Source organism: Pseudomonas sp. (assembly GCF_036387035.1).
GTDB lineage: Bacteria > Pseudomonadota > Gammaproteobacteria > Pseudomonadales > Pseudomonadaceae > Aquipseudomonas.
Map to the genome: position 1 here is coordinate 39,410 of NZ_DASVUM010000045.1, position 15,649 is coordinate 55,058.

Genomic DNA, 15,649 nt, shown 5'->3' on the forward strand with positions numbered 1-15,649 from the left:
TTCAGAAACGGCCGATAGCTGTCTGCTGGCATCGTGTGCCGGCGGCATGTGCCGGGCAAGTCGAGAACAGGATCGCCGTGATGACAGAAGCAACCCTACAAACCGACGCGGTCGAGGCGACCGATGCCGCAGAAGCCGAGGCCGCCGCGCCCGTTTTATGGGAAGACGTGAGCGCCGAGCATTTTTCGATGCTGCGTCTGGCGCCTCTGCCAACTGACCGTGCGACCGGCGCACGGCCACTGCGGTTCGTCGAGTTCGGCAAGGCCGAGCGTCACAGCAAGGAATTCAGCTTGCTGCGCATGAGCTATCAGTTGCCGGGGCAAAAGACCCGCAAAGAGCAGAATCGTCTGGATATCTGGGTGGATCACGCCAATCGAAGCGTTCGCGTGGGCCCGGAATCCGGTTTGCAGATCGATCCGTGGAATCGCGGCCTGGGGCGCTTCATGCTGGCGCAAGGCATTGCCTGGGCGCAGAAGCGCTGTGCGGAGTACAAGATCGAAGGCACTGCGTTGTCCAACAAGGATGCGCTCAATGAGGACACGCGCCTGCGCCGCGATCACTTCCTCAAAACCCAGGGGTTTGAAGTCGCTTACGCCGATGCGCAGCACCTCAAAGGCACCCTCAAGGACGCCAAGGTCGGCAACCTGAATAACTCCTGGAACGCCGACAAAATACAGATCGTGCAAATCCTCGACGCCGCGCAGATGTTGCAACAGGCCGAACAGAGGATTCAGGAACAGGACGTCACGATCAAAAAAGCCGAAGACAAGGTCAGCAAATACCGCCGGGACGACAGCGGCTTGCGTTTCACCATTGCGTGCCTGGTTACCTTTGCCGTGTTTCAGGCCGGCTTGCTGATCTGGATCGCGACGCATCGGTAACCCGACGTTAAGCCAGGAAGCGGCCGATCTGGTCGGCATCAGACATCCGATGTAAATGCCGGCGCCTTCCCGGCTGAAGCGGTGTGTAGGACCGGCTTTAGCCGGGAAGAGGCCCGTGTGCTCGCCATCAGATCTGCGGTGTGAATGCCGACGCCTTCCCGGCTAAAGCCAGTCCTACAGCGAAGAGGCCCGCCAACTGTTTGATTAGACCCGCGACGCAAACAGATCCTGATGATTGCGGCACTGCTCAGCCGTCAGCATGAACACGCCGTGCCCACCGCGCTCGAATTCCAGCCAGGCGAAGTCGACTTCCGGGTACAGCGCTTCGACGTGAACCTGGCTGTTGCCCACTTCCACGATCAGCAGACCCTTGTCGTTCAGATGATCGGCCGCCTGCGCCAGCATGCGCCGCACCAGATTCAAACCGTCGTCACCGCAGGCCAGCGCCAGCTCCGGCTCGTGCTGGTATTCGTCGGGCATGTCGGCGAAATCTTCGGCATCGACGTACGGCGGGTTGGACACGATCAGGTCAAATCGCTGGCCCGGCAAGCCATCGAAACCGTCGCCCTGCACGGTGTATACGCGCTGATCGAGGCCATGCCGCTCGATGTTCTGATTCGCCACTTCCAGGGCTTCGAACGAGAGGTCGCCTAACGCAACCTCGGCGCTGGGGAAGACCTCGGCGCATGCAATGCCGATGCAGCCCGAGCCGGTGCACAGGTCCAGGATCCGCGCGGGCTCGCTGCCCAGCCAGGGGGCGAAACGCTGTTCGATGAGCTCACCGATGGGCGAGCGCGGAATCAGCACGCGTTCGTCGACGATGAAGGACATCCCGCAGAACCAGGCTTCACCCAGCAGGTAAGCCGTGGGCACGCGCTCCTCGATGCGGCGCTTGATGAGGTGTTGAACGGCAACCAGCTCTTCGTCTTCAAGGTTGCAATCAAGGTAACTGTCGGCAATCTCCCACGGCAGGTGCAAGGCCCCCAGCACCAGCTGTCGCGCTTCGTCCCACGCATTGTCGGTGCCATGGCCGAAGAACAGGTCCTCCCCGTGAAAACGGCTGACAGCCCAACGGATATGATCGCGCAGGGTGCGCAGGCGGGAAGTGATCACGGCAGACTCCTTAAAAAACGACGGGCGATTCTATCAGCCATCCACGCAACAAACGATGCCCGCGCCCGGCACGTGTGTGCGCGCAAAACTTTCCGCAGTCTTTAGCGCATTTTGCAGGCACTATGACAGCAACCGCGACCTGCTCGACGGCTTGAAGCCCGGCAAAAAAGGCGAGGTCTGTGAGCATGGCGATTCACAGAATCGCTCTGCCAGTGGACAATGTGGCAAAAGCCCCACTCGAAGGAGCCCCCCGATGTCTGTTTCAAACACTGGTCCCAAGACCATGTTTCAACTCAGTGGCCGCGAATACGCGGCGGCCACACTGAGTAATGCCACGCTGATCATCATTGATGCGCAGAAGGAATACCTCAGCGGCCCACTGGCGCTGACCGGCGTTCAGGCCGCCATCGATAACATCGTCAAGCTGGTGGCAGCCGCCCGCGCGGCAAAATCGCCGATCATTCACGTGCGCCACCTGGGCACGGTGGGCGGCATGTTCGATCCTCAGGGCGAGCGCGGGCAATTCGTGCCGGAGCTACAGCCTCAGGATGACGAGATCATTATCGAAAAGCGCCTGCCCAATGCGTTGAACGGGACGGTGTCTACGGACGATCGCACCACGCTGCACAGCCTGTTGGAAAGCCGGGGCCGGCTGGATCTGGTGGTGTGCGGGTTCATGAGCCATTCCAGCGTCAGCACGACCGTTCGCGCGGCCAAGGACTACGGGTTTCGCTGCACGCTCGTCGAAGATGCCTGCGCCACCCGCGACCTGCCGACCCCGAGCGGTGTTATCAAGGCGGAGCTGGTACAGCAGGCGGAGATGGCAATCATGAACGACAACTTCGCCAAACTGGCGCTGACCAAAGACCTGATCTGATTTCGTTTTTCACCTGATCGAATCCCGCTCTGCACAGGAACTGTTCCGACCGAGCGGACTGCGCGCATGCCTGCACTGCAGATCATTTTCCGGCAGTTCCTGAAGAAAAGGCGTACAAGTGCAGGGGTCAGGTTGTGTGATCCCGTTCACTGACCGCCTATCCGTAATCGACCCGTGATGCCCCTGAAACCTGGCCAGGCGGGAACCACCCTACCCTGTGCTGGTCAGAGCGCCGATACCCATAGAGGAAATCGGAATGAAGATATCCGATGGTTTTGATGCCCGTCGCCTGCGCCCCAAGGGCCAGGGCAGCTGGCGGATGCGCATTATCGCTGCGATTTCGGCCGTCCTGGCGACCGCTGGCGTACTGCTTGCGATGGCCGGCGTTGCCAGCCTGATCGGCAACCCGGTCGCGCTGGGCGAACTCAACGCCAGTCCGGCTGGCGCCGTCGTCACAGTCGTTGTTGGTTTGTTGATGCTGTACGTGGGCGTGTGGTTCTGGCGCCGCAGCCGCCGTCGCCGTCGTCGCGCAGGCGAACTCAATATGTCGCCCCACCTGATGAAGAAGCACGACTGACTTTCGCGTCTTCCGCTGCCAGTTAATCATCGACAGCCTTACTCATCGATAGTCGCGCCGATTCTGGCGTGACGCGGTTAAACTGGCCCCCTTCGCGGAGACCACCATGCAAGACGACGATTTTTCCCTGTTCAGAAGTGAGATTCGCGGCGTTAAGCCCATCAAGACTGAACATGCGGACGTAGGAAAACCCAAAACCGACCGTAAGAACCTGGCCAAGCTGCGCCAGGCCGCCACCGTGCGTTCCGATGCGACGATTACCGTCGACGGCTTGTCAGACCAGTTCGTCATCGATGTCGGGCCTGAGGACACGCTGTACTGGGCGCGTGACGGGGTGCAGGAAGGCCAGATGCGCAAGCTCAAGCTGGGTCAGATCAGTTTCGAGGGCAGCCTGGACCTGCACGGCATGAGCGTCGAAATGGCGCGCGAGACGATGTGGGAATTCCTGGCCGAGGCGGCCAAACTGGAGGTGCGTTGCGTGCGCATCACCCATGGCAAGGCGGTGCGGCTGGACGGCAAGCGGCCGATGATCAAAAGCCACGTCAATACATGGTTGCGTCAGCATCAGCAGGTATTGGGATTTGCTTCGTGCATCGCCAAGCATGGCGGCGCGGGCGCGGTGTACGTGATCCTCAAGCGGACCATGATGGAAGGGCGTGACGAGTAGGCGGGGCCTTGCCTCTTGTGAACAGGTTGCCGTCGTGGCTTGCCTGAGCGAAATACCCTGTAGGAGCCGGCTTGCTGGCGAACGCGGTGAGTCAGAAACGCAAATATCGACCTGACCCAATGCATTCGCCAGCAAGCCGGCTTCTACGGGTTACGCAGCGCTCATTCGATCAACTGTCCAGCCGAATGTTGAGCGCCTGCAAATCAACGCGGACCTGGACCGCCGCCGCCACCACCGCCACCCGGTCCGCCGCCTTCATAGTGACCACCGCCGCCACCGCCTCCGTGACCGCCGTGGCCTCCCCCGCCGGGGCCCCAGAACGGCCAGCATCCGGACATGGCCGACATCACCGCGATGACCATCGCGACTTTCGCTATACGACTCAACATTTCGATTTCTCTCTTAAAGCGGGCTTGATCACAGGTATTCATCACCTGTTGCCTCTGACAGCGCCAACTTCTGAAACCGCGTCGTGATTTGGTACTGATCAGGTATCAGCATTGATACGAAACGGGCTTGAAAGCAAAAGGCCGCGAGGGAATGGCGTTCCCGTCGCGGCCTGATTCAAGCGTTTGCATCCTGATGGAAGATCAGCGGCGGTAGTAACCCGGTCCAGGGCCGTAGCCGCCCCGTCCGCCATCGTACGGGCCGCCGTCGTAATAACGGTGTTCATGCCAACCGCCGCCATGGCGGCCCCAACCCGGTCCAAAAAAACACCCCGAAACCGACGACGCCAGAGCAATCACCAGTGCGATTTTCGCGATTCGGCTAAACATCATAAGCACTCTCTTCATCCGGGCATCTGTCACCCGTTATTTCAGACATCAAGCCGACACATTTCGACATATCGCCTCGGTAAAGGTTGGGTAAAGGTCAGCTGCCCCTGCCGCGGCGGCGCCATGCCGCAGGCCTCTCGGCCGCCTGCCGTACCCCTGCGCGCCCAGCTACGCTACTATGTGCGCCTTTGCAGGCCCGCAACCCTGCGTTTTTTGAACCCACATGGAACACACCCCTGTGACTCTGGAACAGAACTACACCGCCATCCTTGGCCAACTCGGTGAGGACGTCTCCCGCGAAGGCCTGCGCGACACCCCGAAACGCGCAGCCAAAGCCATGCAGTACCTTTGCCGCGGCTACGAGCAAACCCTCGAAGACGTCACCAATGGTGCGCTGTTCAGCTCCGACAACAGCGAGATGGTGGTGGTCAAGGACATCGAGTTGTATTCGCTCTGCGAACATCATCTGTTGCCCTTCATTGGCAAGGCTCACGTCGCGTATATCCCGAGCGGCAAAGTGCTCGGCCTGTCCAAGGTGGCGCGTATCGTCGACATGTATGCCCGTCGGCTGCAGATCCAGGAAAACCTCAGCCGCCAGATCGCCGACGCGATTCAGCAAGTCACCGGCGCGCTGGGCGTGGCGGTGGTCATCGAAGCCAAGCACATGTGCATGATGATGCGCGGCGTGGAGAAGCAGAACTCATCGATGATCACCTCGGTCATGCTCGGGGAATTCCGCGAAAACGCCGCCACCCGCACCGAGTTTCTCAGCCTGATCAAGTGATCACGGCGTCCTGAAGGCCGCAGCATCAGGCTGCGGCTGTCTGGCGGACCCTGCCGCCGAGTGAGGTTTTAGCGTGTTGATGAAAGCAGTGAGAGTCGGCCTCGGCCAGCTCGTGATCGCCGGCGATTTCCTGACCCGGCCGAGCAAGAAGCAGCGTTCTGCCGAGGCGCAGGCAGCCGTTGATGCGTCTGCAAAAGCGCTGACGCTGTATCAGTTCCACGCTTGCCCGTTCTGTGTGAAAACCCGCCGGGCGCTGCGTCGCCTGAACGTGCCGGTGGCGCTGCGCGATGCGAAGAACAACGAACCGGATCGCCAGGCGCTGCTCAGTGGCGGCGGGCGGATCAAGGTGCCGTGCCTGCGCATTGAAGAAGAAGGTCAGACGGTCTGGATGTACGAATCGAAAGTGATCATCGATTACCTCGAGAAACGCTTCGCCGGGGTTTGATAACGCTCCCATCTTGTGGAAGCGAGCTTGCTCGCGAAGCGGCCGGCACCTGCGCTAGCTACTCAGCTGCTGAATGCCGCCTTCGTGAGCAAGCTCCCACAGGAAAGACGCGGTTACTTCGGGCAGCCTTCCTGGCGACATGCTGCATACGCCTTCAATTGTTCCACCCGGACTTTGGTCTGCGCTGAAAGGCATTGCGCCTGAACCAGCGGCCACAGGCTCCCGCCCTCCTCCCGCTTGCCTGCCTGATATTGGCAATCGGCATCGCGAAAGGCGATCCACTTTTTCTGCGCATCCAGCAACGCCTTTTTGCGGGCCGGCGTCTTCAGGTAGCCCATCTGCGCGTTGTATTGGGTGTTCAGTTCGGCGTCCAGCGCTGCATATTCCTGGCTCGCGCATTGGTTCATCGAGGCCTGATTGGCGTCACACTCCTGCGCCTGGGCCGAGCAGCCGATGCCCAGCGCCATCAGCATCCCCACCGCGATCATCCGGTACTGCATGTCTCGTCTCCTTTTTTGGTGAGTGATGCCTGCGTCAATCCAGCATGCCCACGTAGCCCGGCTGCTGTTTGACCCGCGCCAGCCAGGTCTGGATCGCCGGGAACGGCGCCAGATCGAAGCCGCCCTGGTGAGCAACGTGGGTGTAGGCGTACAGCGCGATGTCGGCAATGGAGAAGCTCTCACCCACCAGAAACGGCGTGCGCTGCAGTTGCTGCTCCATGACCTTCAAGGCCTTGTTACCGCGCCGGTGCAGCGAGTGGTATTCCTCCATCCGCTCCTCTGGCAGCCCCAGATAAAACTGAATGAACCGCGCCACTGCAAGGGTCGGCTCGTGGCTGTATTGCTCGAAGAACTGCCACTGCAGCATTTGCGTGCGCAGACGCGGTTCGGTCAGCAGGTAGGGCGTGCCCTCGGCGAGGAAGTTGAGGATCGCGTTGGACTCCCACAGGCAGGTGCCGTCTTCGAGTTCAAGCACGGGCACTTTGCCGTTCGGGTTCTTGGCCAGAAACGCCTCGGTTTCGGTCTCGCCCTTGAGGATGTCCACCGCCACCCACTCGTATTGCGCGCCGAGCAAATTGAGCATCAGCTTGATCTTGTAGCAGTTGCCCGAATTGTAGTCGCCGTAAACCTTGTACATCCGCCCTCTCCCCTTGTTCGTATGCCGTCAATCGTGCCGGTCCTGCGTGTGCGTAATGTATCAGGCCGCCTGTGAAAGCTGTGTTTGGCGAATGACCGCGGCCAGTCGTTTCAAGCCTTCGTCCAGTCGCTCGGGGTCGATGTGACTGAAATTGAGCCGCAGATAACCCGGATTGGCGTCCGGATCGGCGAAGAACGGCTCGCCCGGCATGAACGCGACGTTCTGCGCCAGGGCGCTGTCGAGCAACGTCCGGGTGTCGAGCTTGTGCTTGAGCGTCAGCCAAAAGAACAGCCCGCCCTGGGGGCTGTTCCATTGCGCCAGGTCCGCGAAGTGCCGCTGCAGCGCCGCTTCGAACCCGTCGCGACGGCTGCGATAGAAGCTGCGCAACTCCAACAGATGCTGCTCGTAGTGCTCGCTGCCGATCCATTGCAACGCCTGCCACTGACCGACTCGATTGGTGTGCAGGTCAGCCGACTGCTTGAGCTTGAGCAAATGCGGGAACAGGTCGGGCGTGGCGATCAGGTAGCCCACGCGCAAGCCCGGCATAAGGGTTTTCGACACGGTGCCGGTGTAGATCCAGCTGGCTTTTTTCAGGCGGCTGACGATGGGCCGGGCACTGCCGCCGTCGAAGGTCAGCTCGCGGTACGGCTCGTCTTCGATCAGCGTTACGCCAAACTCGTCGAGCAACGCCGCGACCGCATCGCGCGCCACTTCGCTGTAGCGAACGGCCGACGGGTTCTGGAACGTGGGAATCAGATACGCGAATGACGGCGAGTGCTGCTCAAGCCGCTGACGCAGCGCTTCGAGGTCCGGGCCTTCGGCGAGCAGCGGAACGGTCAGGCATTCGGCGCCGAACAGCTGGAAGATTTGCAGCGCGGCCAGATAGGTCGGCGCTTCGAGCAGGATCTCGGTGCCCTTGTCGATGTACAGCTTGGCGGCCAGATCCAGGGTCTGCTGGGAACCGCTGACGATCATCACCTGACTCGCGTCGCAGTCGATGCCCAGTGCCCGCGCCTGGGCAGCCAGCGCCTCACGCAGCTGCGGCTCGCCTTCGCTCATGCCGTACTGGCCGATGCTGCGCGGCATGTCGGACCATTCACTGTTCGGCAACATGGCTTCAGCAGGCAGGCCGCCCGCGAACGACATCATCTCCGGGCGCTGGGCAGCGGCGAGGATTTCGCGAATCAGTGAACTCTTCAAACGGGTAACGCGTTCGGAAAATGGCATCGGATCACCGCTGGCGGAAGGAAAGTAAAATACGTCAAACTGGTTGACCGAAATTACGATGCCGCACACGGATACGTCAAGATGCTTGACCTTAAAAATTCATCCACCCAGCAAATCGCCATGGAAGCGTTTTTCTTCGGCTACCAGGCGTTCACCGCCAAAGCCGACGAGATGCTCGACCGCCGTGGCCTCAGTCGGGTACACCAGCGCATCGTGTTTTTCATCGCGCGCTATCCCGGTTTGAGCGTGAAGGAGCTGCTCGGGGTTTTGGGGGTGAGCAAGCAGGCGCTGAACACGCCGCTGCGGCAGTTGATCGAGATGGAACTGGTGCTCAGCGTGGCGCCTGAGGACGACAAACGTAAGCGCCTGCTGGAGCTGACCGCCGAGGGACGCAAGTTTGAAGAGTCGTTGCGTCGCGAACAGGTCAAGCTGCTGCAACGGGTGTTCGCCGAGGCCGGGCGCGAAGCAGTGGACGGCTGGCTGGCGGTGAATCAGGCGTTGGGCAACACGATGTCCCGCGGCTGACCCGGCGGTTCGCAGACCGCCCTAATCAACTGTGCCGACCATTGCGCCGATGGCTGTATTGCAACGGGCCATGACCACTGCGTATAGGCTGCAGCTCTGTTCAACCGCTGCGCCAAGGATAGACCCGCATGACTGACGTGACCCTCGCGCCATTGCGACCGCTGAAAGACTCTTCGCCATCCGCCATCGTCGCCGGCTTCATCGCCATGGTGACCGGCGTCACCAGTTCGCTGGTGCTGATGTTTCAGGCCGGCCAGGCCGCCGGGCTGACCTCGGCGCAGATTTCATCATGGATCTGGGCGCTGTTCATGGGCATGGCGGTGTGCAGCATCGGCCTGTCGCTGCGCTATCGCTCGCCGATCACCGTGGCCTGGTCGACGCCGGGCGCCGCGTTGCTGATCACCAGCCTGGGGGGCGTCGCCTACCCTGAAGCGATCGGCGCGTTCATCACCTGCGCGGTGCTGGTCTTCATCTGCGGGATCACCGGCAGTTTCGAACGGCTGGTCAAGCGCCTGCCGACGTCACTGGCGGCGGCCCTGCTGGCCGGTATTCTGTTCAAGATCGGCAGCGAAATCTTCGTCGCCGCGCAACACCGCACCGGCCTGGTGCTGGGCATGTTCTTCACCTACCTGATCATCAAACGCTACTCGCCGCGCTACGCTGTGCTGGTGACGTTATTGGTCGGGGTGGCGCTGTCGGGCATGCTCGGGCTGCTGAATTTCAGCGGCTTTGCGCTGGAAGTGGCGATGCCGGTGTGGACCACGCCGTCCTTTTCCATTGCCGCGACCATCAGCATTGGCATTCCGCTGTTCGTCGTCGCCATGACGTCGCAGAACATGCCGGGCGTTGCTGTCCTTCGTGCAGACGGTTATCAGGTGCCCGCCTCGCCGCTGATCACGGCCACCGGCATCATCTCGCTGATCACCGCACCCTTCGGCGCCCACGGCATTAACCTCGCGGCCATCAGCGCCGCCATCTGCACCGGCCCGCATGCCCACGAAGACCGCGACAAACGCTACACGGCGGCCATCTGGTGCGGGATTTTCTACGCCATCGCGGGGGTGTTCGGCGCGACGCTGGCGGCGCTGTTCGCGGCGTTTCCCAGAGAGCTGGTCTTGTCGATCGCGGCCCTGGCGCTGTTTGGCTCGATCATCAACGGCCTGACCGTGGCCATGAACGAACCGAAAGAGCGCGAAGCCGCGCTGATCACCTTCATGGTCACGGCGTCGGGCCTGACGCTGTTTTCCATCGGCTCGGCGTTCTGGGGCATCGTCGCGGGGGTGCTGACGCTGCTGATATTGAACGGTCGCAAGGCCTGAGCATGATTGCGCCGCCTTGAAAACACGCCGCGGATTCAGAGTCTGAAATGCCCGACCATGCCTTTTAACTCCATGCCCAGTGAAGCCAGTTCGATGCTTGAAGCCGCATTACCCTGCATCGCCAGCGCTGATTGATCGGCACTGGCGCGGATGCTGGTGACGCTGCGGTTGATCTCTTCGGCGACCGAGCTCTGCTCTTCGGCCGCGGCGGCAATCTGCTGGTTCATCTGCTGAATCATCGACACCGCGGCGGCAATGCTGCCCAGCGCACCCTCGGTTTGCAGCGCGTCGCTCACCGCCAGTTTGACCAGCTCGGCGCTGCTTTGAATCTGCGCCACCGACGCCTGGGCGCCGCTCTGCAACCGGGTGACCAGCCGCTCGATTTCTTCCGTCGACTGTTGCGTGCGTTTGGCCAAGGCGCGGACTTCATCGGCCACCACAGCAAAGCCTCTGCCCTGCTCGCCTGCCCGCGCGGCTTCGATGGCGGCGTTGAGCGCCAGCAGGTTGGTCTGCTCGGCGACGCTTTTGATCACGCCGAGCACATTGCCAATGTTATGAATTTCTCCGCTGAGCGTCTCGATCGAATCGCTGGCTGAACGGGCCGACGACGCCAACTGCTCGATACGCTGCAGGCTCTGGCGCACCACGGCCTGGCCCGTGTCGACCTTGGCGTCGGCGGTCTGCGCCGCAAGCGCCGCTTCCTCAGCGTTGCGTGCGACATCGTGGACAGTCGCGGTCATCTGGTTCATGGCCGTCGCCACTTGCTCGGTTTCTTCCTTCTGGCTGCTGACTTCCAGATTGGTCTGCTCCGTCACGGCCGACAGCGAGTGGGCCGATGTGGCCAACTGCTCGATACCCGCCGGCAACCCGCTGACGATGCGGCTCAAGCCTGCACCCATCTGCTGCATCGCTTGCATCAACTGACCGATTTCATCCTTGCGCGTCACGCTGACCTGGCCGCTCAGGTCACCGGCCGCAATGCGCTGGGCCGTGGCGATCACACTGCGCAGCGGCGCAACGATGAGGCGCGTGATGACCCACGCGGCGATCAGCCCGACCACCAGCGCCAACACCGAGGAGCCGATGATCATCATCGCGTTGGCCTGCAACTCGCTCTGCATCGACTGGTCTTCGGCGTCATAGGCATGATTGACCTGCTGCACCACCACTTTCGCGTTGCTCGCCAGCTGTTGCGAGACCCTGGCTTCCGACGCCAGCAGCCCGGTGTATTCGTTGAGCTTGTCGCTGAAATTGCTGATGTGCCCGCCGACCTCGGTCAGCACGGTGAGGTAACCCGCGTCCTTGATGACACCCTTGAGCTGCTCGGCCAGTTGCTGCGCCTGAACGGCCTGTTCGATGGTGCCGGTCTTGACCTCCTCGCCCGAGCCCGTTTTGCGGCTCTTGTCGAGGCGCACCCGGGCCTCGTCCATCGCCTGCATCATCAGTTTGGAAATCTGGCTGATCTGGTTGGCCTGTTCGATGAACTCCACGCCTTGCTGGCCCTGGGAATCCTTCAGCGCGTAGGCGCCGTCATCGGCCAGCCCCGCCTGCAACACGTCGAGGTTATTGGCCACGCTGGACACCGACCAACTGGCCATTTCCAGCGCCAGGTCCTTGCTCTGGCTGATGCTGACGAACTCGTCGAAAGAGGCGCGATACGCCGCCAGCGCCTGCTGCACCTCACCCATGACCTGCTCGTTGATCGGCGCGCCGGCCTTGAGCTGCTGCGCCTGGGCATTCAGGCCGTCGAGCCCGGAGTGAACCTGATCGACGACCTTCGGATCGCCGTGCAAGGCGTAATCCTGCTCCAGCACCCGCACGCGATTCACCTCGCCGTTGAGTGCGGTCATCGCCTTCAGGCTGTCGAAATGCGCGCTGATGGAACGCAGTGACCAGACCCCGATCGCCGCGACCAGTGCCGTCAACAACAGCACCAGCACGAACCCGATCCCCAGCTTCTTGGCCATCCCCAGATTGGCAAATCGTGTCTTCACGGCCGAAATCATCAGTTTCCGCTCCACAGCTTGAGGGCGCACATGGCAAGGCCATCCGCGCGCGGCCAATCAACATCCGCGCAGATTCGCAATGCTCAAGGGGCAAAACAAGGTGTTGACGCCAGAATGATGGCAAATCGCTAGGGCGAGGTCGCTTACAGAACGGTCATCGTCGTACTAGCGCGTGGCCGGCGCCACCGTCAGCGTGCCCGCCTCGGCATCCAACATGGCGTGAGTGCCCAATGCCACCGCCAGGTTAGGCTCGCCGTGGCCGATCGACAGTCCGCCAAGCACCGGAATGCCCAGATCGCCCAGGCGCTCGATGAGCACGTCGGGCGGCCTGATCGGGTTATTGCCATGGCCGGGCTCGCTGAACTGGCCCACAGCAATGCCGCCAAGCCTCTGAAGAATCCCGCAATTGCGCAACTGAGTGAGGAGACGGTCTACCCGATACGCCAGCTCGCCGACGTCTTCGATCAACAGAATCGCGCCTTCCAGATCCGGCATGAACGGCGTGCCGATGCAGGTGCTCAGCATGCTCAAATTGCCGCCAAGCAGCACGCCCTCGACTGTCCCCGAAGTGCGCACGCTGAAGGTGGGTTCTGCCGGGTCGGCATGAATGACGGAAGGCTGAGTGCTCATCAATGCCTGCTTGAGGGTGCTGGCAAAAATGCCGCCTTTTTCCAGCTGCGCGGCGACTGGGCCGTGAACCGTGGCGAGGCCTGTGCGGGTCCAGAGTGCGGCGTGCAAGGCGGTGATGTCCGAGAAGCCGACCACCAGCTTGGGGTCACGAAGCACCGCGTCATAATCCAGCTGCCCGAGGATGCGCTGCACACCGTAGCCGCCACGGGTGCATAACACGGCGCGTATCTCGGGATCGGCCAGGGCGTCGTTGAGGTCGGAAATGCGATTGGCGTCGCCGCCTGCCAGAAAACCGATGTTGTCCAGTGCGTGGGGGTAAACGCGAGGGCGTAGTCCCCATGAGGTGAGTTCCCGCACGGCTGCCTCCACCCGGACTTCAGCGACCGGGCCGGCTGGGGACACCAGCGCCACGGCGTCGCCAGCGCGAAGGACTTGAGGGTGCAGGGTTGGTCGGGAGGCAGGCATTTATTGGGCAACTCGGCGGGTGTTTGGTGATGGTGCAATGTAGAGCACTGCTGGCGGTGAATCCAGCAGGCGATGGTTCAGTCTGCACCGACACACCCTGTGTCGTTGATCGTATTGGGCCAAATATGGATGGCAGGGCGCGTGCCGCCGTTCAGGACGTTTTCAGCACAGCACGGCCAGATGACGCGCGGCCGCCGACCCCGCGCCATCCACCTTGTGCTTCAAGCAGGCCTAGGCAACCGCCCCGTCGAGAGAGGCGTCGGTGGCCACACCTACCAGCGTCACCTCTTTATGAGCAGGTGCGAACACCATATTGCTGTTGTCCAGCTCATCCGCCCAATTACCCGTCATGGCAATTTCGAACCGGTGACCTTGGGAGTCGGGTTCGAGGTCCTTGAGGTAGGTGCGGTCCAGGGTCTGGTTGTACACCACTTTAAGCGTCGTGCCGGTGCCGTCGCCAAAACCGGTATAGCCCAACGCAGACACGTCGATCTTGTCGCTGTAATCCGCGAAGTCGACGATCAGGTCCACCATGCTCTTGGTCTCGGTCCGGTAGCTGTCGCTCACCGCAGTGTAAAGGAAGGTGTCATCGTTCTCGTGCCGGCCGTTGAACAGCTGCACCGACAGGTCGTCCCCGCCGTTCAGCCTGTCTGCACCCGTGCCGCCAACAATCACATCGGAGCCTGTCCCGCCGTTGATGCTGTCATTGCCGTCCAGGCCGCGCAAAATCTCCGACAAAGCGCTGCCGGTGATCGCATCGCCGTTCTCGGTACCGTAGACGGCAGGACTGCTGAACACCAGTTGGGCATCGGTCAAGCGGCCGGCCAGGCCACCGTCCAATACCAGTTCGAAGCGTTGGCCTTCGGTGTTGGCGTCGTAGCTTTTGAGGTAGGTGCGGGTGCCTTCGGTGTTTTCCACCACCGCCAGGGTGCCGTTGTGGCCATCGCCGATGCCGGTGAAGCCCAGCTTGGTCAAGTCGATACGGTCCCGGGACGGGTCGAAATCGACAATGCGGTCGCTGCCGGTTTCAGTGGCCGTCCGGTAGCTGTCGCTGATCTCGGCGTAGCGGAAGATGTCGGCACCAGCACCGCCGGCAAGCACGTCGCGGCCGCCATTGCCCTGCAGCAGATCGTCGCCAGCCAGGCCGTGGAGGACCTCGGCGGCGTTGATGCCCAGCAGAGTATTCTGGCCGCTCGATCCGTCCAGGTGCGAGGCGCCGTCCTGGCTGCCAAAGGTGGTGTCCAGCGAGCCATCGGCGTTCAGGCGAACCACGCTGAAGCCTGCGTTCACGTTAACGGAGCTGGTGCCTGCGACGACGATTTTGCCATCGGGCTGCACGGTAACGGAGCGGGCGTCGTTCCAGTGGGCGTAGCCAGTGTCATCGGGAATCGGGGCAAAAGTGGTTCTCCCTCCGTCGCCGAAGGTGGTGTCGAACGAGCCATCAGCATTCAAACGCAAAATGGTGCCCGCGCCATCGGTGCCTTCGCCCACGAGAACAAGTTTGCCGTCGGCTTGGAGCGCGACCTCGGAGTAGTAGCTCAGCCCCAGCGCCGGATCGAAATGCACCGTGCCGTTATCACCGAATTGAGTGTCCAGCGTGCCGTCGGGTTTGAGGCGCTGAAGGCTGTAGACCGGGTCGCCCGATACATGAAGCGTGCTGCCCGGCACGTCGTAGCCACCTACGTACAGCCAGCTCCCCATGACCACGCCGCCATCGGCCTGAACCGTGGTGGTGATGTTGCCGTTCTCATAATCCCCGGTCGGGCTCAACACCTGACGGCCATGGTCGCCAAAACTTTCCAACAGTGTGCCGTCTTCGCTGCTCTTGAAGATCTCGGCAGCGTGCGTACCTCGTGTGCTCACATAGAAGGTACCGTCCTGATTGACATCCAGGGCCGTGCCTTCGGGGTAATAATCCAGATCAAGCGTCAGGGCGCCTTGGGTACCGAAGCTACTGTCCGGGCTGCCGTCCAGGTTGAAGCGCTGCACGGTGAAGCCCGCCGCCGTGTAGTCCGCGAACAACACCCTGCCGTCTGCCTGCACGGCGATGATGAACGTAGCGTCCTCGCGGTCCAGGTTGGCGGGTAGCACCGCAATGCCACTTTGGCCGAACGTAGTGTCCAGGCTACCGTCGGCGTTCAGGCGCATGACGGTGAGGTCGGAACGTATGCCGTAGGACTCATCACCCGGCGCACCGGAATAACCGACGTAGTTGTGTCC

General features: G+C 61.8%; 15 protein-coding genes and 1 pseudogene. 8 read left to right on the top strand and 8 right to left on the bottom strand.

What is annotated here, in order from left to right; genetic code table 11:
• The first annotated feature begins 80 nt into the window (after positions 1-80).
• Complete coding sequence (locus VF672_RS04290) at positions 81-881, top strand: hypothetical protein (protein ID WP_331101809.1); 801 nt, start codon at positions 81-83, stop codon at positions 879-881.
• 204 nt (positions 882-1,085) lie between these two features.
• On the opposite strand, the gene prmB is transcribed toward VF672_RS04290, so the two are convergent.
• Entirely contained in the window at positions 1,086-1,994 is a 909-nt protein-coding gene (gene prmB / locus VF672_RS04295) for a 50S ribosomal protein L3 N(5)-glutamine methyltransferase (protein WP_331101811.1), read from the bottom strand.
• Positions 1,995-2,247: 253 nt separating this feature from the next.
• On the opposite strand from prmB, the gene VF672_RS04300 reads away from it, so the two are divergent.
• The 5 genes from VF672_RS04300 to VF672_RS04320 all read left to right on the top strand — a co-directional run bounded on the left by VF672_RS04300 (position 2,248) and on the right by VF672_RS04320 (position 6,120).
• Positions 2,248-2,871, top strand: coding sequence for a cysteine hydrolase family protein (locus tag VF672_RS04300; RefSeq protein ID WP_331101813.1), 624 nt, complete (start codon positions 2,248-2,250; stop codon positions 2,869-2,871).
• 256 nt (positions 2,872-3,127) lie between these two features.
• On the top strand, positions 3,128-3,448 hold the full coding sequence (locus tag VF672_RS04305; RefSeq protein ID WP_331101815.1) for a hypothetical protein: 321 nt from the start codon (positions 3,128-3,130) through the stop codon (positions 3,446-3,448).
• Positions 3,449-3,554: 106 nt separating this feature from the next.
• Entirely contained in the window at positions 3,555-4,115 is a 561-nt protein-coding gene (locus VF672_RS04310) for a Smr/MutS family protein (protein WP_065989376.1), read from the top strand.
• Positions 4,116-5,129: 1,014 nt separating this feature from the next.
• Complete coding sequence (gene folE / locus VF672_RS04315) at positions 5,130-5,675, top strand: GTP cyclohydrolase I FolE (RefSeq protein ID WP_331101844.1); 546 nt, start codon at positions 5,130-5,132, stop codon at positions 5,673-5,675.
• 73 nt (positions 5,676-5,748) lie between these two features.
• Positions 5,749-6,120, top strand: coding sequence for a glutathione S-transferase N-terminal domain-containing protein (locus VF672_RS04320; protein WP_331101818.1), 372 nt, complete (start codon positions 5,749-5,751; stop codon positions 6,118-6,120).
• Between the two features lie 113 nt (positions 6,121-6,233).
• On the opposite strand, the gene VF672_RS04325 is transcribed toward VF672_RS04320, so the two are convergent.
• Genes VF672_RS04325 through VF672_RS04335 form a run of 3 tightly spaced genes read right to left on the bottom strand, consistent with a single transcriptional unit; the run spans position 6,234 to position 8,484 of the window.
• Entirely contained in the window at positions 6,234-6,620 is a 387-nt protein-coding gene (locus tag VF672_RS04325; protein WP_331101821.1) for a lysozyme inhibitor LprI family protein, read from the bottom strand.
• Between the two features lie 34 nt (positions 6,621-6,654).
• Positions 6,655-7,257: a glutathione S-transferase family protein gene (locus VF672_RS04330; protein ID WP_331101823.1), complete on the bottom strand. Its 603-nt coding sequence runs from the start codon at positions 7,255-7,257 to the stop codon at positions 6,655-6,657.
• 60 nt (positions 7,258-7,317) lie between these two features.
• Positions 7,318-8,484, bottom strand: a complete 1,167-nt coding sequence (locus VF672_RS04335) for a PLP-dependent aminotransferase family protein (RefSeq protein ID WP_331101825.1) — start codon at positions 8,482-8,484, stop codon at positions 7,318-7,320.
• Positions 8,485-8,565: 81 nt separating this feature from the next.
• Between VF672_RS04335 and VF672_RS04340 the strand changes: the two genes are divergently transcribed.
• Both VF672_RS04340 and VF672_RS04345 read left to right on the top strand, forming a co-directional pair.
• On the top strand, positions 8,566-9,009 hold the full coding sequence (locus VF672_RS04340; RefSeq protein ID WP_331101827.1) for a MarR family transcriptional regulator: 444 nt from the start codon (positions 8,566-8,568) through the stop codon (positions 9,007-9,009).
• Between the two features lie 128 nt (positions 9,010-9,137).
• Entirely contained in the window at positions 9,138-10,328 is a 1,191-nt protein-coding gene (locus VF672_RS04345; protein WP_331101829.1) for a benzoate/H(+) symporter BenE family transporter, read from the top strand.
• Positions 10,329-10,363: 35 nt separating this feature from the next.
• Here VF672_RS04345 and VF672_RS24520 read toward each other — a convergent pair whose 3' ends face one another.
• The 4 genes and pseudogenes from VF672_RS24520 to VF672_RS04360 all read right to left on the bottom strand — a co-directional run.
• Positions 10,364-11,245, bottom strand: a complete 882-nt coding sequence (locus VF672_RS24520; RefSeq protein WP_414705572.1) for a methyl-accepting chemotaxis protein — start codon at positions 11,243-11,245, stop codon at positions 10,364-10,366.
• Positions 11,225-12,334: pseudogene (locus tag VF672_RS24525) on the bottom strand (HAMP domain-containing protein); the annotation flags it as partial. The gene VF672_RS24520 and the pseudogene VF672_RS24525, both read right to left, overlap by 21 nt.
• Before the next feature lie 165 nt (positions 12,335-12,499).
• Positions 12,500-13,429: an LD-carboxypeptidase gene (locus VF672_RS04355; protein ID WP_331101833.1), complete on the bottom strand. Its 930-nt coding sequence runs from the start codon at positions 13,427-13,429 to the stop codon at positions 12,500-12,502.
• Positions 13,430-13,660: 231 nt separating this feature from the next.
• On the bottom strand, positions 13,661-15,649 hold a 1,989-nt coding region (locus tag VF672_RS04360; RefSeq protein ID WP_331101835.1), incomplete at its 5' end, for a M10 family metallopeptidase C-terminal domain-containing protein.

Coding starts and splice junctions, on each gene's coding strand:
- VF672_RS04340 (WP_331101827.1), top strand. CDS start 8,566: ATGCTTGACCTTAAAAATTCATCCACCCAGCAAATCGCCATGGAAGCG.
- VF672_RS04330 (WP_331101823.1), bottom strand. CDS start 7,257: ATGTACAAGGTTTACGGCGACTACAATTCGGGCAACTGCTACAAGATC.
- VF672_RS04300 (WP_331101813.1), top strand. CDS start 2,248: ATGTCTGTTTCAAACACTGGTCCCAAGACCATGTTTCAACTCAGTGGC.
- VF672_RS04355 (WP_331101833.1), bottom strand. CDS start 13,429: ATGCCTGCCTCCCGACCAACCCTGCACCCTCAAGTCCTTCGCGCTGGC.
- VF672_RS04335 (WP_331101825.1), bottom strand. CDS start 8,484: ATGCCATTTTCCGAACGCGTTACCCGTTTGAAGAGTTCACTGATTCGC.
- VF672_RS04310 (WP_065989376.1), top strand. CDS start 3,555: ATGCAAGACGACGATTTTTCCCTGTTCAGAAGTGAGATTCGCGGCGTT.
- VF672_RS04290 (WP_331101809.1), top strand. CDS start 81: ATGACAGAAGCAACCCTACAAACCGACGCGGTCGAGGCGACCGATGCC.
- VF672_RS04305 (WP_331101815.1), top strand. CDS start 3,128: ATGAAGATATCCGATGGTTTTGATGCCCGTCGCCTGCGCCCCAAGGGC.
- VF672_RS24520 (WP_414705572.1), bottom strand. CDS start 11,245: ATGCAAGCGATGCAGCAGATGGGTGCAGGCTTGAGCCGCATCGTCAGC.
- VF672_RS04345 (WP_331101829.1), top strand. CDS start 9,138: ATGACTGACGTGACCCTCGCGCCATTGCGACCGCTGAAAGACTCTTCG.
- VF672_RS04325 (WP_331101821.1), bottom strand. CDS start 6,620: ATGCAGTACCGGATGATCGCGGTGGGGATGCTGATGGCGCTGGGCATC.